This window comes from Streptomyces sp. NBC_01471 (genome assembly GCF_041438865.1).
GTDB lineage: Bacteria > Actinomycetota > Actinomycetes > Streptomycetales > Streptomycetaceae > Streptomyces.
This window is the reverse complement of record NZ_CP109450.1, coordinates 3,850,322-3,873,256: the sequence shown is the minus strand read 5'-3', so window position 1 is coordinate 3,873,256 and position 22,935 is coordinate 3,850,322. Positions and strand designations below refer to the sequence as shown.

The window sequence follows — 22,935 nt, the reverse complement described above, 5'->3', positions numbered from 1 at the left end:
TGCGTACGCGACCCGTACGAGACGAGGGAACCCGATGGAAGAGTTGCCAGGAGGCCCGGAGCGGCAGCCCGGGGCGGGTGGTCTGCCCCACTGCTACCGCCACCCGGGCGTGGAGACGGGCATCAGCTGCGTCCGCTGTGAGCGGCCGATCTGCCCGCAGTGCATGATCAGTGCCTCTGTCGGCTTCCAGTGCCCGGAGTGCGTGCGCGGCTCCGGTACGGGGAGCACCCCGGCTCCGGCGAGCAGGCCGCGGACCGTGGCGGGCGGTGCGGTCACTGCCGACCCGCGCCTGCTCACCAAGATCCTCATCGGGATCAACGTCCTGGTGTTCATCATGCAGGTGGCGAACAACAACAGTTTCGACTCCAGTTACGAGCTGGTCGGCCAGGCGCAGACCACGCCGTTCGGGCCACTGGTGGGCGTCGCCCAGGGGCAGTGGTACCGCCTGTTCACCGCGATGTTCATGCACGCCAACTATCCGCACATCGGGTTCAACATGCTCAGCCTCTGGTGGATCGGCGGACCCCTGGAGGCTGCGCTCGGCCGGGCCCGCTACATCGCGCTGTATCTGATCTCCGGACTGGCCGGCAGCGCGCTCACCTATCTCATCGCCTCGCCGACCGAGCCGTCGCTCGGTGCGTCCGGCGCCATCTTCGGGCTGCTGGGTGCCACTGGTGTCCTGATGAAGCGCATGAACTACGACATGCGGCCGCTCCTGGGCCTGCTCGTGGTCAACGTGATTTTCACCTTCACCGGCGGAATCGCCTGGCAGGCGCATCTCGGCGGCTTCGTCGCCGGGATCGTCATCGCGATCGGTATGGTGCACGCCCCACGCGAGCGGCGGACGCTGCTGCAGTTCGGGACCTGCGCGCTGGTGCTCGTGGCGACCATCGGCATGGTGCTGGCCAGAACCGCCATGCTGACCTGAGCGGTTTCGCCCCCTCCGGTGCTGACCTGAGCGGGCCCTCCCGGAGGGCGGCCCCTGAGCCACCGAGGGAGCTGCGGCAGACGTCTGGCAGGCCTGTGGCCGAACGTGCGACAGGCCCGCCGCAGCCCTGTTCAGGTCCAGTTGTCCACAGCGAGTGGCGGATCTTGTGCATCCTGTGGGGAACGGCAGCGCCCCTTGCCGCTGACCTGGGTTTCCCCAGGAAGGGCAAGGGGCGGGCCACTGTTGTGGTATGGCGCCGAGTAGTCACACCGGCGTCAACGCCCGAAAGTTATCCACAGATCTTCTGAGTTTTCCCCGGCTGTGGATAGCGCTGTGGATAACTCAGGGCAGGGCTTGACGGTCACGCGGGCATGTGGGAGTCGGGCGAGCTACTTCCACTGGGTCGAGACGCCGAAGCCGCCCGCGATGAAGCCGAAGCCGACCACGATGTTCCAGTTCCCGAACGCCTTGATGGGCATATCGCCGTCCGTTACGTAAAAGACGACAATCCAGGCGAGACCGATCAAGAAGAACGCCAGCATCACCGGCGCCACCCAGCTGCGGTTCGTCAGTTTTATGGCGGTCGCCTGCTTCGTCGCGGGCGGCGGCGTGAAATCGGCCTTCTTGCGGATACGTGACTTCGGCACGAGGGGCTCTCCTGTCGATGCGCTGCGTGACCGCGCAGGGGGAACTGTGTAGGAAGTGCCGGGAGCGGGATGCGACGGGGCGCATTGCCTCCCCCGGGCGTCCGTTAGCGTAGTGCTTCCGGGGTGTGGAAGGAGATAAGGGTACGTTGAGTAATTCTGACGACTCTCCCACAGGCGCCGCCCGTCATCGCGTCTGGCGGCCGGTCCGGGTCCTCACCGCCGCGGTTTTCGCGCTCGCCGGACTCATCTTCGTGACCAGTTTCAATACCGCCAAGGGCACCGATATCCGCACCGATGCGTCGATGCTGAAACTCTCGGACCTCATCCAGGAGCGCAACGGCAAGAACAAGGAGCTCGGCGACTCCACCGCTGCCGTCCGCCGCGACGTCGACGCGCTCGCGCAGCGTGACGGAGGCGCCACGAAGAAGGAGGACGCCGGCCTCAACGCCCTGGAGAAGTCCGCCGGTACGCAGAAGCTCAGCGGGGCCGCGGTCTCGGTCACGCTCGACGACGCCCCGCCGAACACCACCGCCAACCCCGGCTACCCCGAACCGCAGCCCAACGACCTGGTCATCCACCAGCAGGACCTCCAGGCGGTGGTGAACGCCCTGTGGCAGGGCGGTGCCAAGGGCATCAAGGTGATGGACCAGCGGCTGATCTCCACCAGCGCGGTGCGCTGCGTCGGCAACACCCTGCTCCTTCAGGGCCGCGTGTACTCCCCTCCGTACAAGGTGACGGCCGTCGGCAACCCCGGCAAGCTGAAAAAGGCGCTCACGGCCTCCCCGGCGATCCAGAACTACCTGCAGTACGTGAAGGCGTACGGGCTCGGCTGGAAAGTCGATGACTACCGGGCGGTGACTCTTCCCGGCTACTCGGGCACAGTGGATCTCCATTACGCAGGACCTGTGGGGTAGTCCCGGGGAGGCGGACAGCTGTGACGGTGCGACTGATCGTCAGGAGCTTCAGCGAACTCTGCATCACCGTCGGTGCGTTGATCGTGCTGTTCGTCGCGTACCTGCTGTTCTGGACGGGCGTCAAAGCGGACAACGCGGCCGACCACCAGATCGACGACCTCCACCACCAGTGGGCGCGCAGCGCGGCCGCCACCCCTGGCCCCGCACCCGGATCCGGTGCCACGGCGCCGTCGAAACCGAAGCCCGCCGCGCCCCCCGCCCCCGTCGCGTACCACGCGGGCAAGCCCTTCGCCGTGATGTACATCCCGCGCCTCGGCGGGAGCTGGAGCAGGCCTGTGCTGCAGAACACGGCCGTCGGGACGCTCCAGCGGGGGCTCGGCCACTACGCGGGCACCGCGCGGCTCGGCGCCACGGGAAACTTCGCGGTCGCCGGACACCGGCGTACGTACGGCGACCCGTTCAAGGACTTCCCGAAACTCCGGCCCGGCGACGCGGTGGTGCTCACGGACGGGACGACCTGGTTCACGTACCGCATCGACAAGAAGCCCTATCTGACCGTGCCGTCCGACACCGGGGTCATCGCCCCGGTGCCGGTGAAGTCGGGTTTTCAGGGGGCCGGCCGCTATCTGACACTCACCACGTGCGACCCGGAATGGGGCAGCAGCCACCGGCTCATCGCCTGGGGACATCTCGACTCCACGCAGCCCGTGACGCAGGGCAAGCCGGCCGCTTTGCGCGGGTGACCCACAAGCGCCTGCCACAGCCCTCTACTCTGGTGCCGTACCACGAACGGAAGGGACAGCATGTACGGCTGGATCTGGCGGCATCTGCCGGGCAACGTATGGCTCCGGGCGGTCATCTCGCTCGTGCTCGTGCTCGCTCTCGTCTACCTGCTCTTCCAGTACGTCTTCCCGTGGGCGGAGCCGCTGCTTCCGTTCAACGACGTGACGGTCGACCAGGGAATGGGGGCCGTGCGATGAGCGCCCGCATCCTCGTCGTCGACAACTACGACAGCTTTGTCTTCAACCTGGTCCAGTACCTGTACCAGCTGGGCGCCGAGTGCGAAGTCGTGCGGAACGACGAGGTCACCCTCGCGCACGCGCAGGACGGCTTCGACGGCGTGCTGCTCTCCCCCGGACCCGGAACGCCCGAACACGCGGGTGTCTGCGTGGACATGGTGCGGCACTGCGCCGACACCGGGGTCCCCGTCTTCGGAGTCTGCCTGGGCATGCAGTCGATGGCCGTGGCGTACGGCGGTGTGGTGGACCGGGCGCCCGAGCTGCTGCACGGCAAGACCTCGCCGGTGACGCACGAGGGGGCCGGTGTCTTCGCCGGTCTGCCTTCGCCCTTCACCGCGACGCGCTACCACTCACTGGCCGCCGAGCCCCGGACAGTACCGGCCGAGCTGGCCGTCACCGCGTGGACCGCCGACGGCATCATCATGGGGCTGCGCCACCGGGAACTCCCGGTCGAGGGCGTGCAGTTCCACCCCGAGTCGGTACTCACCGAGCACGGCCACCTGATGCTCGCCAACTGGCTGGTCCAGTGCGGCGACGTGGGCGCGGTCGGACGGTCGGCGGGACTCGCGCCGGTGGTGGGCAAGGCCGCGGCGTGACGGCACTGCGCCCCGAACAGGACGGCTCGGGGCCGGCGGGGGCGTCGGAACCAACGGGGGCGTCGGAATCAGCGGGAGGGGACGGGCCCGCCGCACGGCGTGACGGGGCCGCCGGTCCCGGTCACCCCGGCCGGGAGTACGACCCGCTGACGGACCCCCTGCCGACCGGCAGGCACGGTTCGCCGTGGTTCCGGGCGGAGAACATGGCCCCGGAGCCGGCCGTGCGGAATCCGCCGCAGGACTGGTACGGGCGCGAGGCGGTGTACGAGCCGATAGCCACGCCCGCGCGCCCGTCCGCGCCTGCGCCCACGCCCACGCCCGCGGCCCCGGCCCACACGCCCGCGTCCACGCCCGCGTCCGCAGCCAATGAGCCCACGCCCGCCTCAGTACCGGCACCCGTACAGCCGCCTGCGCCGGAACCGTTCCCGAAGTCGGGTCCGGCCGCGGGGACGGATGAGCGGAGCACGGCCGTTTTCCCCGTCGTGCGGGACGACGAGACCGTGGGCCTCCGGGTCACCGGAGCCACACCCACGCGGTCCGCGGCCGCGGACCAGCCCCCCGTGCCGACCGGCGGACGCGCCGAGCGCCGCAAGGCCGCCAAGGGCCGGGGCCGGAAGAGCGCCGCGCCCGCCGAACCGGTCATCCCGGCCATCCCCCGCACCCGGATGGAGGCGCGCCTCGCGGCGCGCGCCCTCAAGGACAGCCCCGCGGTCATCGCCAGCCGGGCGATCGGTGAGATCTTCATCAGCCTCGGTGTGCTGATGCTGCTGTTCGTCACGTACCAGCTCTGGTGGACGAACGTACGCGCCCACCAGGAGGCCAACGGCACGGCCCACAGCCTCCAGGACAACTGGGCCAAGGGCGGCGACAAGAACGACCCCGGTGCCTTCGAGCCCGGACAGGGTTTCGCGATCATCCACATCCCCAAGCTGGACGTGGTCGTGCCGATCGCGGAGGGCGTCAGCAAGACCAAGGTGCTCGACCGCGGGATGGTCGGCCACTACAGCGAGGGCAAGCTCAAGACGGCGATGCCGTCGGCGAAGACGGGCAACTTCGCGCTGGCGGGCCACCGCAACACCCACGGCGAGCCGTTCCGCTACATCAACAAGCTCAAGGACGGCGACAAGGTCGTCGTCGAGACACAGGACGACTACTACACCTACGAGGTGACGAGTCACCTGGCTCAGACGTCCCCGTCGAACGTATCGGTGATCCAGCCGGTGCCGGTGGGATCCGGCTTCACCCGGCCGGGCCGCTACATCACGCTGACGACGTGCACCCCCGAGTTCACCAGTACGTACCGAATGGTCGTGTGGGGCAAGATGGTTGATGAACGGCCACGGAGCAAGGGGATGCCCGAAGCCCTGACCGCAGGCTGAACGGTACGGACTACAGGGGACAGGTGCGGTGGCATCGACGACCGAGCAGGACGAGCAGACAACCACGCCCCGTGCGCGCCGCGGCGGCCGGGGACCGATCGCGACCGCGGTCAGCGTCTTCGGTGAACTGCTCATCACAGCGGGGCTGGTGCTCGGACTCTTCGTCGTCTACTCGCTGTGGTGGACGAACGTCGTGGCCGACCGGCACGCGGCGGCGCAGGGACACAAGATCCGTGACAACTGGTCGCACGGCAGCACCGGCCCCGGCGCCCTCGACACCAAGGACGGCATCGGATTCCTCCATGTGCCGTCGATGAAGAACGGCGAGGTGCTGGTCAGGCGGGGCACCAGCACCGGCATTCTCAACGAGGGTGTCGCCGGGTACTACGTGAAGCCGGTCAAGGCGGGGCTCCCGTCCGACAAGACGGGCAACTTCGCGCTGGCCGCGCACCGCGACGGGCACGGCGCGAAGTTCCACAACATCGACAAGGTCAAGACCGGTGATCCGGTCGTCTTCGAGACCAAGGACACCTGGTACATCTACAAGGTGTTCAAGGAGCTCCGGCAGACGTCGAAGTACAACGTCCACGTCCTCCAGCCGGTGCCCAAGGAGTCGGGCAAGAAGAAGCCGGGCCGCTACATCACGCTGACGACCTGTACCCCGGTCTACACATCCCGGTACCGGTACGTCGTGTGGGGCGAGCTGGAGCGCACGGAGAAGGTCGACGCCAAGCGCACCCCGCCGGCCGAACTGCGCTGATACGGGCTTGTACTGCGACGGGCCTGTACTACGGGCGAAGCCCCGGTCCCCAGTGGCCGGACTCCTCAGGAGTCCGGCCGGGGGCCGGGGCTTCGCCCGTGCGCGGTGCTGCGGTGTTCTGCGGCCAGGGCCGGTGACCCGTGGGTCAGTTCCAGCCGTCGAAGATGCCGCCGCCGTCGTCGTTTCCGCCGTGGTGATTCCCGCCGCCGTTGTTCCCGTTGCCGCCGCCGCCCATCGTGGTGAGCGTGACCGTGGTGCTGCCCGGGTCATCCTCCTGGGTGCCGACCGCGGGGTCCGCGCCGGTGACGATCGCGTTGTCGTCGCCGCTGCTGCCGCCCGCGATCTGGATGTTGGTGAAGCCGGCCTGGTTGAGGATCTGCTTCGCCTCGGACAGCTTCTTGGCTCTGATCTCGGGGATGGCCGTCTGCGTCGGCGACGCCTTGGCCTTGGCCACCGTCAGCGTGATCGTGGCGCCCTTCGCGGCCTCGCCGCCGGCCGGGTCCTGGCTGATCACCGAGCCGGCCGGCTGGTCCGACTCCTGGTCGGCGGCCCGGGACACCTGGAAGCCCGCGTCGGTCAGCTGCTTGGACGCGTCCTCGAAGGTGCGGCCCTTGACGTCCGGAACCGGGATCTTGGTCGACTTCGCGATCTTGATCGTGATTTCGGAGCCCTTCTGGGCCGTGGTGTTGCCCTTCGGGGACTGGTCGAAGACCTTGCCCTCTTCCGAGTCGGACTCGACCTGCTGCGGGTTCACCTTGAACCCCTTGCCCTCAAGGTCCCGGGTGGCGTCGTCCTCGGTCTCACCGTTGACGTTGGGCACCTCGACCTTGGGGGCGCCGGTGGACACGACCACCGAGACGGTCTCGCCCTGCTTGAGCTTGGTACTGCCGAACTTCGGGTCCTGGCTGCAGACCTGCCCCTTGGCCGCGTTGTCGCAGGGCTTCCGCTCGGAGACGGTCAGCTTCAGCCCCGAGTTGGCGACCGAGCCCTTCGCGCGGTTCAGGGACTGGCCGACGAGCTGCGGCACGGTGACCTCGCCCGAGTCGCTGCCCTTGTTGCTGAACAGCGACTTCCCGATGAGGATCGCACCGACCAGCACCAGGACACCTGCCACGATGAGCAGGATCGTCGACGTGTTCGACTTCTTCTGGGGGCGGCCCCGCCGGCGGTCGGGGCGGTCGTCGTAGCCGTAACCGTCGTCCGGGTTGACCGGGGGCAGCATGGACGTCTGTCCTGCGGCCTGGTCCTGCTGCCGTATGGCGGTCGTGGGCTGCTCCGCGTCGTACCCGCCGTAGCCGGCCGCGCCCATCGCCGCGGTCGCGGCGACCGGCTGGCCGTCGAGGCACGCCTCGATGTCGGCGCGCATCTCGTCGGCCGACTGGTAGCGGTAGTCCGGGTCCTTGACCAGGGCCTTGAGGACGATGGCGTCCATCTCGGGCGTGATCTCGGCGTCGAAGTTGCTGGGGGTCTGCGGCTCTTCGCGTACATGCTGATAGGCGACCGCGACCGGCGAGTCACCGATGAACGGCGGCCGGACCGTCAGCAGCTCGTAGAGCAGGCAGCCCGTCGAGTACAGGTCCGAGCGGGCGTCGACCTGCTCCCCCTTGGCCTGCTCGGGGGAGAGGTACTGGGCCGTGCCGATCACCGCGGACGTCTGCGTCATGGTCATCCCGGAGTCGCCCATGGCGCGCGCGATGCCGAAGTCCATGACCTTCACCTGGCCGGTGCGCGTCAGCATGACGTTGGCCGGTTTGATGTCACGGTGGACGATGCCGTTGCGGTGCGAGTACTCCAGCGCCTGCAGGATGCCGATGGTCATTTCCAGGGTGCGCTCGGGCAGCAGCTTGCGGCCGGAGTGCAGGAGCTCCCTGAGGGTGGACCCGTCGACGTACTCCATCACGATGTACGGGATGGAGATGTTGTCCACATAGTCCTCGCCGGTGTCGTAGACAGCGACGATCGCGGGGTGGTTGAGCGAGGCGGCCGACTGGGCCTCACGGCGGAACCGGGCCTGGAAGGACGGGTCGCGGGCGAGGTCCGCCCGCAGCGTCTTCACGGCGACGGTGCGGCCGAGCCGGGTGTCATGCGCGAGGTAGACCTCGGCCATGCCACCACGGCCGAGCACCGAGCCCAGCTCGTACCGGCCGCCGAGGCGACGCGGCTCTTCCATAGCTAATCCAGCCCTCTCCGTATGTCCCGACCGCACCCTGGGGTGGTCCGGCGGTGTGCTGTTCGCGGATACGCTACCGGCCACGGATGGATGATCGGCCCGTGACCATCAGCTGATATCGGACCGGTACCGGGCAGGTCCTGTGCGTCCCTGGCCATGGTCGTCACTTCTTGCTGTTGATGACGGCGGACATGACGTCCTTGGCGATCGGACCGGCGAGACCGCCACCGGAGATGTCCTGGCGGGAGGCGTTGGAGTCCTCGACGACGACGGCCACGGCGACCGGCGAACCCTGGTCGGTCTTGGCGTACGAGATGAACCAGGCGTACGGGTTGCCGCTGTTGTTGACGCCGTTCTGCGCGGTACCGGTCTTGCCGCCGACAGTGACGCCGGGGATCTGCGCCTTCCCGCCGGTACCCCTCGTGACGACCGCTTCCATCATCTTCTGGACCATCTGCGCGTGCTCCTTCGTCAGGGGCTCGCTCTGCTTCTCCGGGTCGGTCTTGGCGACGGTGTCCAGGTTCGGCGCGGTGAGGCGGTCGACCATGTAGGGCTTCATCAGCGTGCCGTCGTTGGCGACCGCGGAAGCGACCATGGCCATCTGGAGCGGGGTGGCCGCGGTGTTGAACTGGCCGATCGAGGAGAGCGCGGTCTGCGCCTTGTCCATGCCCTTGGAGAAGACACTGGCGTTGGAGCGGACGGGCGTGAACTGCTCGCTGTTGAAGCCGAACTTCTCGGCCTCCGCGCGCATCTTGTCGTTCCCGAGGTCGGCTCCGATCTTGCCGAAGACGGTGTTGCAGGACACCCGCAGGGCCTCAACCAGTGTCGCGTTCTTGCAGGGCAGATTGCCCTCGTTGGGCAGGTCCTTGCTCGAAAGCGGCAGCCGCCAGGGCAGCGGGGACCTGGTCGGGGTGTCGACGCTGTCGTACAGGCCGTTCTCCAGGGCGGCCGACGCGGTGACCACCTTGAAGGCGGAGCCGGGCGGGTACGTCTGGCGCAGCGCCCGGTTGAGCAGCGGCTCGTTCTTGTCGTCCTTGAGCTTCGTGTAGTTCTTCGTGTCGCTGCCCGTGGAGTTGCCCGCGAACGTCGAGGGGTCGTACGAGGGCGTCGAGGCCATGGCGAGGATCGCGCCGGTCTTCGGGTCGAGGGCGGCCACGGCGCCCTTCTTGTCGCCGAGTCCCTTGAAAGCGGCCTTCTGGGCGTCGGCGTTCAGCGTGGTGACGACGTTGCCGCCCTGCTTCTTCTCACCCGTGAACATGGAGGCTGTCCGGTCGAAGAAGAGCCGGTCGTCGTTGCCGGTGAGGATGGAGTCGTTCAGATTCTCCAGCTGCGTCGCGCCGAACGCCTGCGAGGCGTACCCGGTGACGGGCGCCCACATGGGGCCGTCCTTCCAGGTGCGCTTGTACTTGTACATGCTGCCCTTGGTCACGGTCGAGCCGGTGACCGCTTTGCCGTCGACGATGATGTCACCGCGCTGGTGGGCGTAGCGCTCGATCTCGACGCGGCGGTTCTCCTTGCGGGAGTTGAGGCTGTCGGCCGTGACGTACTGGATCCAGTTGTCGCGCAGCAGCAGGGCGACGACGAGGAGACCGCAGAAGATCGCGATTCGGCGCAGGGGCTTGTTCACGGTCGGACCACCTGGGTCATCTCGGCGTCGGGGGACGGGGCGGGGGACGGGGCCGGGCGTCGCGCGGTGTCGCTGATCCGGATCAGGATGCCGATCAGGGCCCAGTTGGCGATCACGGATGAGCCACCCTGCGCCATGAAGGGCATGGTCATACCGGTCAGCGGGATGAGACCCATGACACCACCGGCTACGACGAAGACCTGGATGGCGAAGGCACCGGAGAGCCCGATGGCGAGCAGCTTCCCGAAGGGGTCGCGGGCGGCCAGCGCGGTCCGCACGCCGCGCTCTACGATCAGTCCGTAGATCACCAGGATGGCCATGGTGCCGGCCAGGCCGAGCTCCTCGCCGACGGTGGCGAGGATGAAGTCGGAGTTGGCGGCGAAGCCGATGAGGTCCGAGTGTCCCTGGCCGAGTCCGGTGCCCATGGTCCCGCCGGCACCGAAGGACATCAGGGACTTCGCGACCTGGTCGCTCTGCGCCAGGGTGGCCTTGGAGAAGGGGGCGAGCCAGGCGTCCACACGCTGCTGGACGTGGGGTTCGAACGTGGCCACGCCGACGGCGCCGGCCGCGGACATGATCAGACCGAAGACGATCCAGCTGGTGCGCTCCGTCGCCACGTACAGCATGACGACGAAGAGGCCGAAGAAGAGCAGCGAGGTCCCGAGGTCCGTCTCGAAGACCAGGATGAGGATCGACATCAACCAGATGACGAGGATCGGTCCGAGGTCACGGCCGCGCGGCAGATACAGCCCCATGAAGCGGCGGCTGGCCAGGGCCAGGGCGTCGCGCTTCACCATGAGGTAGCCGGAGAAGAAGACCGCGATAGCGATCTTGGCGAACTCACCGGGCTGGATGGAGAAACCGGCGATGTTGATCCAGATCCGGGCGCCGAACTTGGCGGGGAAGAACATCGGCGCGACCAGCAGCAGCATGGCCACCACCATGGAGATGTAGGTGTACCGCTGGAGGATCCGGTGGTCCTTGAGCAGCAGGAGGACACCGACGAAGAGGGCGACGCCCACTGCGGAGTACATCAGCTGGTTGGGAGCGGCGGGCGCATAGTGGTCGGCCTGCTGGAGCAGCGGCGACTGGTCGAGCCGCCAGATGATGGCCAGCCCGATGCCGTTCAGCAGGGTGGCCAGCGGCAGCAGCAGCGGATCCGCGTACGGTGCGAACTTACGGACCACGATGTGGCCGACGGCCGCGAGCAGCGTGAGGCCCGTTCCGTAGCCGAGGATGCCCGAAGGCAGCGAACCGTTGATCGCGAGGCCGACGTTGGCGTACCCGAACACCGAGATGGCGACGGCGAATACGAGCAGCATCAGCTCGGTGTTGCGGCGGCTCGGTGCTTCGATCGCGCCGATGGTGGTCGTGTTGGTGACAACGCTCATGGTGGTGAAAGGCCCCCTACGGCTCTACTGCTTACCGCACAGCGGGACCAGCTTCTGCTCATCCTCCGAGAGGCTGGGGCCGGGCGTGGGTGTGGCACTGGGCTTGGGCTTTGCGGTGGTACCGCTCTTGGAGGAAGAGAGAGGGCTATCGGTGCCGGGGGTCTTGCCCGCGTCCGGCTTCGGCTTGATCTCGTCCTCGACCTTGCGGCGCTCCGCGTCCTTCTTGCAGGCGTTTGCCTGTTCGGCGAGTTCGCTGACCTTGCGCTTCGCCTCGCTGAGGCTGCCTTCGGTGATCGTCGCGTCGACCTGCTTGCGCTGGTACGGCGGGAGGTACTTGAGTTCGATCTCGGGGTGGTCCGTGTCGACCTTCGAGAGCGAGACCCAGGCGAGGTTCTGGCTGATGCCCTGGTACAGCGCGACGTTCTGGTCGTTGGATCCGACGTAGTACTGCGTCTGGGTCCAGCGGTAGCCGCCGTACAGGCCGCCGCCGATGACGGCGAGGACGAGCACGGTGAACAGCGACCGCTTGATCCACCTGCGCCCGCCGGACGGCTTGACGAAGTCCTCGTCGCTGTACGCGCCGAACGAGCCGTCGGGGGCCGCGCCGTATCCGTCCCCGCTTCCGGGCGGGCCGAAGCCGCCCGGCGTGGGTGGCGGGACCTGGCGGCCGAGGCCGGACGCCCGGCCCGCCGGGGTCTGCATGGCCCCGCCGTCGTGCTGAGCGGCCTGGTTCTCGGCGACCGCGCCGACGACGACCGGGGTGTCGTTGAGCTGCTCGGCCAGGGTGTCGTTGGAGTCGACGTCGACGACATCGGCCACGATGCAGGTGATGTTGTCGGGGCCGCCGCCGCGCAGGGCGAGCTGGATCAGATCCTGGATCGTCTCCTGGGGGCCCTGGTAGCTGGCGAGTGTCTCCTCCATCGTCTGGTGGGAGACGACGCCGGAGAGCCCGTCGGAACAGATCATGTAGCGGTCGCCGGCCCGCACCTCGCGGATGGAGAGGTCGGGTTCGACGTGTTCGCCACTGCCCAGCGCGCGCATCAGCAGGGAGCGCTGCGGGTGGGTGGTGGCTTCCTCCTCGGTGATGCGGCCCTCGTCGACCAGGCGCTGCACCCAGGTGTGGTCCTGGGTGATCTGCGTCAGGACACCGTCCCGCAGCAGATAGGCGCGCGAGTCGCCGACATGCACGAGGCCGAGGCGCTGACCGGTCCAGAGGAGGGCGGTGAGCGTGGTGCCCATGCCTTCGAGCTGGGGGTCCTCCTCGACCATCATGCGGAGCTGGTCGTTGGCCCGCTGTACGGCCGTGCCGAGCGAGGTCAGGATGTCGGAACCGGGGACGTCGTCGTCAAGGGTGACGAGCGTGGAGATGACCTCGGAGCTGGCTACCTCGCCGGCGGCCTGGCCGCCCATTCCGTCGGCGATGGCGAGGAGCCGGGGCCCGGCGTAGCCGGAGTCCTCGTTCCCCTCGCGGATCATGCCCTTGTGCGATCCGGCGGCGAAGCGCAGGGACAGACTCATGCGCACCTCGCCTGTCGGCTCCGGGTACAACCGGTCTCGAGCCACACTGCCCACCCTCCGGTCGGGAGCGCGCCCCGGTCCGTTGCCGGAACCGCTGCGGCTCGCTCGCTCCGCTCGCTCATTGTCGTGACTACTTCCGCAGCTCGATGACGGTCTTGCCGATGCGGATCGGTGCGCCCAGCGGGATCGGTGTCGGGGTGGTCAGCCGGGTCCGGTCGAGATACGTGCCGTTGGTGGACCCGAGATCCTCGACGATCCACTGGCCGTCTCGGTCGGGGTAGATCCTGGCATGCCTGCTCGACGCGTAGTCGTCGTCCAGCACGATTGTTGAATCATGTGCCCGGCCGAGCGTGACGGTCTGGCCCTGGAGGGCGACCGTGGTGCCGGTGAGGGTGCCCTCGGACACGACGAGTTTGGTGGGTGCGCCCCGGCGCTGGCGGCCGGCGGCCGGCTGCTGGCGCTGTTGCGGCGGCGCGGCGGCCTGGCGCGCGGTCTGCTGAGGACGGGAGTCCGCGTTGCGGCGTGAGCCGCGCTGCGTGACGCGCGTTCCGAACAGATCGCTGCGGATGACCTGGACGGCCACGATCACGAACAGCCACAGAACAGCTAGGAAACCTAGCCGCATGACCGTCAGGGTCAGCTCTGACATTGCCCCCGCTTCACCCTTCGGCTTGCCGGTAAACGATGGTGGAATTGCCCACGACGATCCGCGAGCCGTCGCGGAGCGTAGCGCGGGTGGTGTGCTGTCCGTCTACCACGATGCCGTTGGTGGAACCGAGATCCTGGATCGTCGAGGGGGAACCGGCGCGGATCTCACAGTGCCGGCGGGATACGCCGGGGTCGTCGATACGCACGTCGGCTTCGGTGCTGCGGCCGAGGACCAGGGTGGCGCGCGAGATCTGATGGCGGGTGCCGTTGACCTCGATCCAGCGCCGGATCTGGGTGCTCGGCATGGGTCCCGGAGCGGGCGCGCGGCCGGGTGCCGGGCGGTTGCCTCCGGGCGGAGGTGATGCGGGCATGGGCGGGGCCGCGGCCGGTGGATACCCGTAACCGCCGGCGTCCCGCTGGGGGGCCGGTGCGGCGGGGCCGTGGTCGGCGCCCTGCTGGCTGGTGCTCGATGCGAGGGTGCGGCTGCGGACGCGGTAGAGACCGGTGTCCAGGTCCTCCGCCTTCTCCAGGTGGACCTTGATCGGGCCCATGAAGGCGTACCGCTGCTGCTTGGCGTAGTCACGGACCAGCCCGGAGAGTTCGTCGCCGAGCTGTCCCGAGTACGGGCTGAGGCGCTCGTAGTCCGGTGTGCTCAGTTCGACGATGAAGTCGTTGGGGACGACCGTCCGCTCGCGGTTCCAGATCGTTGCGTTGTTGTCGCACTCGCGCTGGAGCGCACCGGCGATCTCGACGGGCTGGACCTCGGACTTGAACACCTTCGCGAAGGTGCCGTTGACCAGACCTTCGAGACGCTGCTCGAACTTCTTCATGACTCCCATGAGGCACCTCCTCCGACGTTGTCGTCCTCGTACTGCTTACTGATCGTATCCACGCACGGGGAAAACGGCTGGTTCCCCTTGTCTCCCCTGTGGATAAGTGTCACCTCTCACACGGATCGTAGAGGTGGCTCCCGAACAGTGTCCCGCACTCGGCGCGCACTGAGGAGGAGTGGGGGGACGGGGAGCCCGTTCCGTGGAGGAAGGGGCTCGTTCCACGGGGCGGGGCACCGGTCGTCTCCCCCGGAGAACGGATGTGAATCCACCCTGTCCAGCGTGCTAATCTTCCGGATGTCGCCAGGCGCTCGCACAAACCAGTGAGAGAGTCTCGGATACACCACTTGCGCGAGTGGCGGAACGGCAGACGCGCTGGCTTCAGGTGCCAGTGTCCTTAGGGACGTGGGGGTTCAAATCCCCCCTCGCGCACCATCATCGGACACCGGTGAAGGTGTTCAGTATCACCAGAGAAACGGCCCGCACCATGATCATGGTGCGGGCCGTTTCTCTGTCTCATGTCACATGTCTCGGGACGGTTGGCCGGGGCGGCGGCACGGGGGCCGTGCCGCCGCCCCGGATCCGGTTCAGTCCGAGTGCCCCAGCAGCACGTCGAAGCCGTTCTGGGCGTCCGAGGGAACGGTGAGCTGGGACGCGGCGGGCGGGTAGCCCGCGGCGATCAGTGTGTAGTCGAGGCCGGTGAGGCCCGTGAACGTGTACACGCCGTCCGGACCCGTGGTGTGCCGGGCGACGACGTTGCCCGCCGCGTCGAGCAGGGTGACCAGGGCGTCGTTCACCGGGGCACCCTGCGGTCCGTGCACCGTGCCCCGCACCGTCGCCGCGGCCGTGAGGGCCGCGTCGTGGCGGGTGGGCGCGGAGCCGGTCACCGTGACCAGGGCGGCGTAGGGCTGGTGGCCCTCCGCACCGGCGGTGAGGGTGTACGCGGCCGGCGGCAGCGAGGGCAGCCGATAGCCGCCGTCCGCGGCCGACACGGTCGAGTCGACCACACTGCCTTCCGCGTCCGTCACGACGAGCAGCGCACCTTCGAGGGGCCCGGCCGTCCCGCTGACGGTGCCGAAGAGTCCGCCGGTCCCGGCGAGCTGGACGTTGTGGTCGACGGGCTCCGTGCCCAGGACGAGTTCGCTGATCCTGGGCCGGCAGTCCGGCGCCGATGCGACCAGGACGTACCTGCCGTGCGGCGCTGACAGCGCGTACGAGCCGTCCGGCGCGGGTACGGCCCGTGCGACCTGGCGGCCGCCCTGGTCGATGAGCGTCACGGCCGATGCCACCGGAGCGCCGTGCTCACCGAGCACCCGTCCCCGCACGCTCGCCTGCGGCGGGCCCGCGGGCACCCCGGTGGCCGGCAGTTCCGCGGTGGGCCGGTCCTGCGGGGTCACGGCGGCCGCGCCCTCGGTGGCCCCGTTGGCCTGCGCACCGGCCGGTGCCGGGGCGGCCGCCAGCGGACGGCCCGTGCGGTAGAGGAAGATCGCGATGACGAAGCCGACCGCGAACAGGCCGGCGGCCCACCAGTAGACGGTGGCGTAGCTGTGCACGGCGGCCTCGGCGAGGGCCGGCTTGGAGGTGCCGTGGTCCTTCACGTAGTCGCCCGCCGCGGTGGTCGCCATGGTGGAGAACAGCGCGGTGCCGATGGAACCGCCCACCTGCTGCATGGTGTTGACGGTCGCGGACGCGACCCCCTGGTCGGCGGGTGCGATGCCGAGCGTCGCCAGTGACATCGCCGGGGGCATCACCATGCCGATACCGGCGCCGATGAGCAGCAGGGGCGGCAGGATGTCCGCCGAGTAGCTGCTGGACAGGTCGAGCTTGGTCAGCCAGACCAGGCCGCCCGCGGCGAGCAGGGTGCCGATCGGCACCATGATCTTGGGGCCGATCCTCGGCATGAGCACGTTGATGGACAGCTGGGCCAGCACCATCAGCATCAGGATCATCGGCAGGAAGGCGAGCCCGGTCTTCACCGGTGTGTAGCCGAGGATCTGCTGGAGGTAGTAGGTCAGGAAGAGGAAGATCCCGAACATTCCGGCGCCGGTGGCGAACACCATCAGGTACGAGGCGCTGCGGTTGCGGTCGGCGAAGACCCGCAGCGGCAGCAGCGGGTGCACGGCCCTGGTCTGCCAGCCGGTGAAGGCGAGCAGCAGTGCGACACCGCCGGCCAGGAAGCCCCAGCACATCGGGTCGCTCCAGGCGTACGTCTCCGCGTTGGAGAAGCCGAAGACGATGCAGAAGAGCCCGCTGGAGACCAGCAGGGTGCCCAGCAGGTCCAGCTTGGGGCGCTGGGCGGGTGCCGGCCGGCGGATGAACAGCAGTGCCCCGGCCACCGCGAGTACGGCGATGACGAGGTTGACGTACAGCGTCCAGCGCCAGTTCAGGTGCTCGGTGAGCACCCCGCCGAGGAGCAGTCCGACCGCGCCACCGGAACCGGCGATCGCCCCGAACACCCCGAAGGCACGGCCGCGTTCCTTCGGGTCGGTGAAGGTCGTCGTCAGCAGCGAGAGGGCCGACGGCGCGAGCATCGCGCCGAACGCGCCCTGGAGCGCACGCCCCACCACCAGCAAGTCGAAACCGCCCGCGGCTCCGGCCAGCGCGGAGGAGGCGGCGAAACCGATCAGCCCGATCAGCAGGGTGGTCTTGCGGCCGAAGAGGTCGGCCAGCCGCCCGCCGAGCAGCAGCAGACTGCCGAAGGCCAGTGAGTAGGCGGTGACGACCCACTGCCGGTCGTCGTTCGAGAATCCCAGGTCCTGCTGGGCCGAGGGCAGTGCGATGTTCACGATGGTGGCGTCCAGCACCACCATCAGCTGCGCGAGGCCGATGACCACGAGGGCCCACCAGCGGTGTGACGGGGGTGGTGATGCCGATGGAGTCGGTGGCGCGGCGGCCGGGGATATGGTGCCGACGGCCGCGTCGGCGGGTGCGGAACTCATCATGTACTCCTCAGGTGGTATCCGTGGCGCTGCCGTCGATCTCCCGGAGCAGCACGGGCAGGGCGACGGCGTCGACGTAGCGGCGCAGGTAGTCGGCGTCGGGCTCGCGCTGATCGAAGACCAGCCGGGCGAAGCCCGCGCCCTGGATGAGGTGGGGGAAGAAGGCGAGGGCCGGGTTCGCCGGATCGACCTCTCCGCGTGCGATGGCGCGGTCCACGATCCCGCGGGCCGCCTCCAGGTCGGGCCGCACCAGCGTCTCGTGCATCGCCTCCGCCAGCGCGGAGTCCTGCCGGACGGCCAGGGCGATGCCGCGCATCAGGGCGTGGTCCTTTCTGGCCTTCCCGATGCGGGAGGTCATCTCGTACAGATCCCCTCGCAGGGAGCCGGTGTCCAGCCCGGACAGGGTGAACGGCTTGCCGTGCCGCAGCGCCTCCGACACCAGCCGGGGCTTGCCCTGCCAGCGCCGGTACAGCGTGGCCTTGCTGCACTGGGAGCGCTGCGCGACGGTGTCGAGGCGGGCGGCTTCGTAGCCGACCTCGCGGATCAGGTCGAGGGTGACGGTGAAGATCTCCGCCTCCCGCTCGGTCGACAGCCGTGTTCTTCGGGACTCGGGCTGCGGCATACCCACTCCAGTAAAACGAAACAGTTTCGTACCGATAAGCTAGGTGCTCCCGGCATCCGAACGCAAACGGGCCGCGCCCGCGCGTCCTAGACTGGTGCCGTCCGGAGGATGGTCCAGCGGTGGGGGAAGGCGAAGTGGCGGCAGGCGTCGAGAGATTCCCGGATCCTTCCGCCGAGGTGCTCGCGGAAGCGGCGGCCGCGTTCGGTCTGCTCGCCTCGTCGGCCCGGCTGCACATCGTGTGGGCGCTGGCACAGGGCGAGAGCGACGTGAGCGGTCTGGCCGAGCGGGTGGGCGGAGCGCTCCCCGCGGTGAGCCAGCACCTGACGAAACTGAAACTGGCCGGTCTGGTGCGCTCCCGGCGGGAGGGGCGGCGGCAGGTGTACTTCGTCGACGATCCCGATGTCGTGACTGTCGTACGGCTCGTGGTCGGCCAGCTGGCCGACCGGGCCGATGCCGGGGCTCCCCGGCTGGGTCACCTCCGTGGGACAGGCACCTGAGGCCGCCGCGGCCCCGGAGCCCGGTTCCGGGGCCTCCGTCCGGGCCGTGCGGGTGGCGGAGGGTGTTCCGGCGGCCGACGGCGCCGTGCCGGACCTGGGTGCGCTGACCTCGCTCCAGGTGCTGCGCGCCCTGGACAGCGGCCCGCGCGGGCTGACGGACGTGGTGGCCGACGCACGGCTGCGGCGGTTCGGCGAGAACACGCTGCCCGCCCGGCGGCCCGTTCCGTGGCTCGTACGGTTCCTGCGCAGCGTCCGGGACCCCTTCACCGCCGTGCTGCTCTGTCTCGGTGTGGTGTCGTCGCTGGTGGCGGCATGGGGCACCGCCTGTGTGATCACCGCGCTCGTGGTGGTGAGCTGTGCGCTGCGCTCCGCGGGGGAGCACCGCGCCGACCGCTCGATGGGCGCGCTGCGGGAGCTGGTGGCCAGTACGGCGACGGTGCTCCGGCGGTCCGCGGACGACGCGGTTCCGGTGGCCCGTGAGGTGCCGGTCGACCAGCTGGTGCCCGGCGACGTGGTCCGGCTCGGCCCGGGCGATCTGGTGCCCGCCGATGTGCGGCTGCTGCGGGCCGTCGGACTGAGCGTGAACCAGGCGGTGCTCACCGGGGAGTCGGCGGCGGTCACCAAGTCGGCTGCCGATGTTCCCGTACCGGCGTCCGGTGACGCCGGGTTCGACCGCGCACACCTCTGCTTCCAGGGCAGCAGTGTCGCCTCGGGCAGCGGCAGCGCCGTCGTGCTGGCGACGGGGGCGCGGACGAGGTTCGCCGCCGGACAGGGGGCGGCCGGGCCGCGCGGGCCGAGCGCCTTCGACCGGTCGGTGCACGGTATTTCGTGGATCCTCATCCGGTTCATGCTGCTCACTCCGCCACTGGTGCTGATGGCGAACGCGGCGCTCCGCGGGCGGGGTCTGGAGACGCTGCCGTTCGCCGTCGCGGTGGCGGTCGGACTGACGCCCGAGATGCTCCCGGTGATCGTCACCAGCTGTCTGGCGCGGGGCGCCTCCCTCCTCGCCCGCCACCACGGGGTGATCGTCAAGCGGCTGCCCGCGCTGCACGATCTGGGCGCGGTGGACGTGCTGTGCCTGGACAAGACGGGGACGCTCACCCAGGATCTGCCCGTTGTCGACCGGGCGCTGGACGCGGACGGCGCGGACGACCGCGACGTGCTGCACTGGGCCGCGGTCAATGCCTGGTGGACCCTCCAGCTGGCCGACCTGCCCGCCCCCGACCCGCTCGATGAAGCGCTGCTCGACGCGTCGGACGGCGAGGAGTTCCTGCCGTACGAGGGGATCGCGGCGCTGCCCTTCGATCCGGTGCGCCGCATGGCGACCGCCGTCGTACGCCGTCCCGGCCGGCTGGGCGTCGACACCCTCGTGGTGAAGGGCGCCGTCGAGAACGTGCTGGAGCGGTGCGCGCTCGACGGTGCGGAGCGGGAGCGGCTCCTCGCGGCGGCCGGGGACCACGTACGGAACGGGGCCCGGCTGCTGGCCGTCGCGACCGCCGAGCGCCCGGCGCGCAAGCGGGCGTACACCGCTGCCGACGAGCGCGGCCTCAGTTTCCGCGGCTTCGTGACCCTGCGCGACGCGCTGGTGCCGAGCGCAGCCGAGGCGCTGCCCGCACTCGCCGGGATGGGCGTCGCGGTGAAGGTCGTCACGGGTGACCACCCCGGTACGGCCGCCCGCGCCTGCCAGGAGCTGGGGCTCGAACCGGGAGACGTGCTGACCGCGCGGGACGTGGACGCCCTCACGGACGGCCAACTGGCCGCGGCGGTACGCGACACGGTCGTCTTCGCCCGCTGCACCCCCGAGCACAAGGCGCGGATCGTCCGGGCGCTGCGGGCCGACGGCCGCGTCTGCGGGTTCCTCGGGGACGGGGTCAACGACCTGCCCGCCCTGTACGCGGCGGATGTCGGGATCTGCCCGCGCGATGCGGTGGACGTGGCGCGGGAGGGCGCGGATGTGGTGCTCGCTGAGCACGCGAAGGACCTCTCGGCCGTCGAACACGCGCTGACGGCCGGACGCCACAGCAGCGGCAACATCGCGACGTACCTGCGCATCACGCTCTCGTCCAACCTCGGCAACGTCATCGCGATGCTCGCCGCCGGTCTGCTGCTGCCGTTCCTGCCGATGCTTCCGGCCCAGGTGCTGGTGCAGAACCTCTGCTTCGACGCGGCGCAGCTCGCGTTCGCCTACGACCGACCGGCCCCCGGTGCGCTGAGCCGCCCCGCCACCCTGCGGTCACGCCACTTCCTCCGTTTCATCACCGGTTTCGGCGCGCTCAACGCGGTCGCCGACCTCGCGACGTTCGGGGTGCTGGCGCTCGCCGTGCACGGCCCCGGAGGCCCGGACAGCGAGACGGTGTTCCACTCCGGCTGGTTCGTGGAGAACCTGCTGACCCAGTCGCTGGTGATGCTCCTGCTGCGCACGGGACGGCGGGCTGCGGAAGGGACCAGTCCGGTCCGCTGGTCCGCGGCCGCCCTCGCCACCGTGGGACTGCTGCTCCCGCTCTCCCCGCTGGGGCCGCTGCTGGGGATGGCGGCGCTTCCAGGGCTCTACTATCCGCTGCTCCTGGTGGTGCTCGGCCTGTACGCGGTGGGGCTCGCGGCGGCCCGGCGCCGGTACGACAGCCGCCGTACGCAAGCGGGTTGACGGCTGTCGGGACTGGACTGTCCACGTCGGCGGCCGGGTCTGCTCATCCGTAGGGCACGTCGCTCCGCTCATCCATAAGACACCTCGCTCCGTTCATCCGTAAGACACGTCGCTGCACGGTCCGTCGTCCCCGGAGCGGGCGCCGGATGCCACGGAGGCGGGCAGCGAGGAGGACGGGGAGGCCGCCGGTGCGGGGTTGCTGTCCGGTGTCGCCGAGGGGTTGTCGGCGTAGACCTGGCCCAGGGTCACGGTGATGCCGGTGGTCTGCGTACCGGCAGAGGCGCCCGCCTCCTGGAGGGTCGCTCCCACGAAGAGCCGCGCCACGGTCTCCGCCCTGCTCTGCTGGCCCGGCCCGTAGGTGATCACGGTGGACGTGTGGTCCTGGGTGGGGGCCGTCGCCGTGCCGTTGACGGTGAAGCCATGGTCCCTGAGGGTCTGTGCGGCGCGGGCCGCGAGACCGGTGACGGTGGTGCCGTTCTGGACGCTGACGGCGATCCCGGCACCGGATACGGGCCCTGCGGGGGCCGGTTTCGAGGAGGGGGCCGGGGGTGCGGACGTGCCGTTCTTGCGGTCCTTGCCGCTGGCGTCCTTGCCGTCGATCGTCCGGTCACCCCGCAGATCGGACCAGAGGGCGCTCGCGGCCGGCTCGACCATGGCGACGCGGGCACCCTCGTACCGCCAGGGGACGGTGACGAACTTGGTGTTGTGCAGATCGATGCTCTTCAGCGACATCACGAAGGAGAGCAGCTTGTCGGCGGTCGAGAGCCCCGGATCGACGGTCAGCGAGTGAGTGGCCGCGTCGGCGAGCGGCAGCAGCTTGGTGGGGGTGAATCCGTCGTCCTTCACCTTCTTGATCAAGGAGGAGACGAAGGCCTGCTGGCGTTTGATCCGTCCGATGTCCGAGCCGTCACCGATTCCGTGCCTGATCCGTACGTAGTCGAGCGCCTTCTGCCCGGACACGCTCTGCTTGCCCTTGGTGAAGAGGAGCTTGCCGCGGGTGGTGCGGTTCGGATCGAGATCCCGCTGGTAGATGTTCTGCGGCAGGCATACCTGTACGCCGCCGACGACGCCGGTCAGCTTCGAGAAGCCCTCGAAGTCGACGACGACCGTGTGGTCGATGCGCAGACCGGTGAGCTTCTCCACCGTGTTCTGGGTACAGGCGGGATTGCCCTTTGCGGTCTGGCCGACGGAGTAGGCCGCGTTGAACATCGTGTGGGGCTGCGGCTTGGTCCAGCTGCCGTCGGGCAGTTTGCAGGACGGGATGGTGACGAGGGTGTCGCGGGGGATGGAGACGGCGATCGCGTGTTTGTGGTCGGCGTAGATGTGCAGGACGAATGCCGTGTCGGAGCGGCCCACGTCGTTCTTGTCGCCGCCGCCCAGGGCGCTGTTGCCGCCGGTCCGCGTGTCCGAGCCGATGACCAGCACGTTCTGGCCCTTGGCCGAGGCCGTGGGGCGGTCCGCCGAGATGCCGTCCGAGCTGAAGGAGTTGATGTTTCCGTTCAGCCGGAGGTAGACCCATCCGGCGCCCGCTGTGGCCAGCACCAGAAGGGCCACGGCTATGGCGAGCACGAGCCGTGCGCGACTGCGCTTCTGGCGTTTCCGGCGCTTGGGGCCCCGGGCCGTGCCGTGGGTGCTGTGGGTGTCGTGCGGTCCCTGCTGGGGCGGGCCGTGGCCCGCTGTCCCGTATCCCGCTGTCCCGTGGTTCGCGCTGTTCTGCTCGCCGTTCCTCTTCCCTCTGCTCGTGGGCCGGGGGACCCGCTCGTTGCCGCGTGTCGTCCGATCGCTCGTTTTCATCTGCGCGCTTTC

Annotated in this window: 19 protein-coding genes and 1 tRNA gene; 10 read left to right on the top strand and 10 right to left on the bottom strand. The window is 69.4% G+C overall.

Features of this window, described 5'->3' with window-relative positions:
• Positions 1-34 precede the first annotated feature (34 nt).
• The gene (locus tag OG285_RS16990; RefSeq protein WP_356826761.1) at positions 35-928 is read left to right on the top strand and encodes a rhomboid family intramembrane serine protease; all 894 of its coding nucleotides are present in this window, start codon (positions 35-37) and stop codon (positions 926-928) included.
• Positions 929-1,317: 389 nt separating this feature from the next.
• On the opposite strand, the gene crgA is transcribed toward OG285_RS16990, so the two are convergent.
• Positions 1,318-1,575 carry a cell division protein CrgA gene (gene crgA / locus OG285_RS16985; protein ID WP_356826760.1) on the bottom strand — a complete coding sequence of 86 codons (258 nt, stop codon included), beginning with the start codon at positions 1,573-1,575 and terminating at the stop codon, positions 1,318-1,320.
• Positions 1,576-1,721: 146 nt separating this feature from the next.
• Here crgA and OG285_RS16980 point away from each other — a divergent pair, with 146 nt between their 5' ends.
• Genes OG285_RS16980 through OG285_RS16955 form a run of 6 tightly spaced genes read left to right on the top strand, consistent with a single transcriptional unit; the run spans position 1,722 to position 6,243 of the window.
• Positions 1,722-2,489 (top strand): DUF881 domain-containing protein, encoded by a 768-nt coding sequence (locus tag OG285_RS16980; protein ID WP_371791444.1) that lies wholly within the window; start codon positions 1,722-1,724, stop codon positions 2,487-2,489.
• A gap of 20 nt (positions 2,490-2,509) precedes the next feature.
• Positions 2,510-3,232 (top strand): class E sortase, encoded by a 723-nt coding sequence (locus tag OG285_RS16975; protein ID WP_371791443.1) that lies wholly within the window; start codon positions 2,510-2,512, stop codon positions 3,230-3,232.
• 60 nt (positions 3,233-3,292) lie between these two features.
• Positions 3,293-3,469, top strand: coding sequence for a hypothetical protein (locus OG285_RS16970; protein ID WP_203598953.1), 177 nt, complete (start codon positions 3,293-3,295; stop codon positions 3,467-3,469).
• Positions 3,466-4,104, top strand: coding sequence for an aminodeoxychorismate/anthranilate synthase component II (locus OG285_RS16965; protein ID WP_371791442.1), 639 nt, complete (start codon positions 3,466-3,468; stop codon positions 4,102-4,104). The genes OG285_RS16970 and OG285_RS16965 overlap by 4 nt, the downstream gene beginning before the upstream one ends.
• Positions 4,101-5,483, top strand: coding sequence for a class E sortase (locus OG285_RS16960; RefSeq protein ID WP_371791441.1), 1,383 nt, complete (start codon positions 4,101-4,103; stop codon positions 5,481-5,483). The genes OG285_RS16965 and OG285_RS16960 overlap by 4 nt, the downstream gene beginning before the upstream one ends.
• 28 nt (positions 5,484-5,511) lie before the next feature.
• Positions 5,512-6,243: a class E sortase gene (locus OG285_RS16955; RefSeq protein WP_371791440.1), complete on the top strand. Its 732-nt coding sequence runs from the start codon at positions 5,512-5,514 to the stop codon at positions 6,241-6,243.
• Positions 6,244-6,388: 145 nt separating this feature from the next.
• Here the strand turns inward: OG285_RS16955 and pknB are convergent, their stop codons facing one another.
• From pknB to OG285_RS16925, 6 genes are all read right to left on the bottom strand, one after another.
• A complete protein-coding gene (gene pknB / locus OG285_RS16950) occupies positions 6,389-8,413 on the bottom strand; it encodes a Stk1 family PASTA domain-containing Ser/Thr kinase (RefSeq protein ID WP_356826755.1) in 2,025 nt (674 codons plus the stop codon).
• A gap of 163 nt (positions 8,414-8,576) precedes the next feature.
• Positions 8,577-10,040: a penicillin-binding protein 2 gene (locus tag OG285_RS16945; RefSeq protein WP_356826754.1), complete on the bottom strand. Its 1,464-nt coding sequence runs from the start codon at positions 10,038-10,040 to the stop codon at positions 8,577-8,579.
• Positions 10,037-11,431, bottom strand: coding sequence for an FtsW/RodA/SpoVE family cell cycle protein (locus OG285_RS16940; protein WP_356826753.1), 1,395 nt, complete (start codon positions 11,429-11,431; stop codon positions 10,037-10,039). The genes OG285_RS16945 and OG285_RS16940 overlap by 4 nt, the downstream gene beginning before the upstream one ends.
• Before the next feature lie 24 nt (positions 11,432-11,455).
• Entirely contained in the window at positions 11,456-12,949 is a 1,494-nt protein-coding gene (locus tag OG285_RS16935; RefSeq protein WP_356826752.1) for a Stp1/IreP family PP2C-type Ser/Thr phosphatase, read from the bottom strand.
• A gap of 130 nt (positions 12,950-13,079) precedes the next feature.
• On the bottom strand, positions 13,080-13,598 hold the full coding sequence (locus OG285_RS16930; protein WP_356826751.1) for an FHA domain-containing protein: 519 nt from the start codon (positions 13,596-13,598) through the stop codon (positions 13,080-13,082).
• A gap of 10 nt (positions 13,599-13,608) precedes the next feature.
• Entirely contained in the window at positions 13,609-14,436 is an 828-nt protein-coding gene (locus OG285_RS16925; protein WP_371791439.1) for an FhaA domain-containing protein, read from the bottom strand.
• A gap of 340 nt (positions 14,437-14,776) precedes the next feature.
• Here OG285_RS16925 and OG285_RS16920 point away from each other — a divergent pair.
• A tRNA-Leu gene (locus OG285_RS16920) sits at positions 14,777-14,862 on the top strand.
• A gap of 152 nt (positions 14,863-15,014) precedes the next feature.
• Here OG285_RS16920 and OG285_RS16915 read toward each other — a convergent pair.
• Together OG285_RS16915 and OG285_RS16910 are read right to left on the bottom strand one after the other, a co-directional pair.
• Complete coding sequence (locus tag OG285_RS16915; protein ID WP_371791438.1) at positions 15,015-17,366, bottom strand: DHA2 family efflux MFS transporter permease subunit; 2,352 nt, start codon at positions 17,364-17,366, stop codon at positions 15,015-15,017.
• A 10-nt stretch (positions 17,367-17,376) separates the two neighbouring features.
• On the bottom strand, positions 17,377-17,988 hold the full coding sequence (locus OG285_RS16910; RefSeq protein WP_356826748.1) for a TetR/AcrR family transcriptional regulator C-terminal ligand-binding domain-containing protein: 612 nt from the start codon (positions 17,986-17,988) through the stop codon (positions 17,377-17,379).
• A gap of 134 nt (positions 17,989-18,122) precedes the next feature.
• On the opposite strand from OG285_RS16910, the gene OG285_RS16905 reads away from it, so the two are divergent.
• Together OG285_RS16905 and mgtA are read left to right on the top strand one after the other, a co-directional pair.
• The gene (locus tag OG285_RS16905) at positions 18,123-18,485 is read left to right on the top strand and encodes a metalloregulator ArsR/SmtB family transcription factor (RefSeq protein WP_356826913.1); all 363 of its coding nucleotides are present in this window, start codon (positions 18,123-18,125) and stop codon (positions 18,483-18,485) included.
• Positions 18,439-21,129 carry a magnesium-translocating P-type ATPase gene (gene mgtA / locus OG285_RS16900; RefSeq protein WP_371791437.1) on the top strand — a complete coding sequence of 897 codons (2,691 nt, stop codon included), beginning with the start codon at positions 18,439-18,441 and terminating at the stop codon, positions 21,127-21,129. Before OG285_RS16905 ends, mgtA begins: the two co-directional genes overlap by 47 nt.
• Before the next feature lie 93 nt (positions 21,130-21,222).
• On the opposite strand, the gene OG285_RS16895 is transcribed toward mgtA, so the two are convergent.
• Complete coding sequence (locus tag OG285_RS16895) at positions 21,223-22,923, bottom strand: LCP family protein (RefSeq protein WP_371791436.1); 1,701 nt, start codon at positions 22,921-22,923, stop codon at positions 21,223-21,225.
• Positions 22,924-22,935 lie beyond the last annotated feature (12 nt).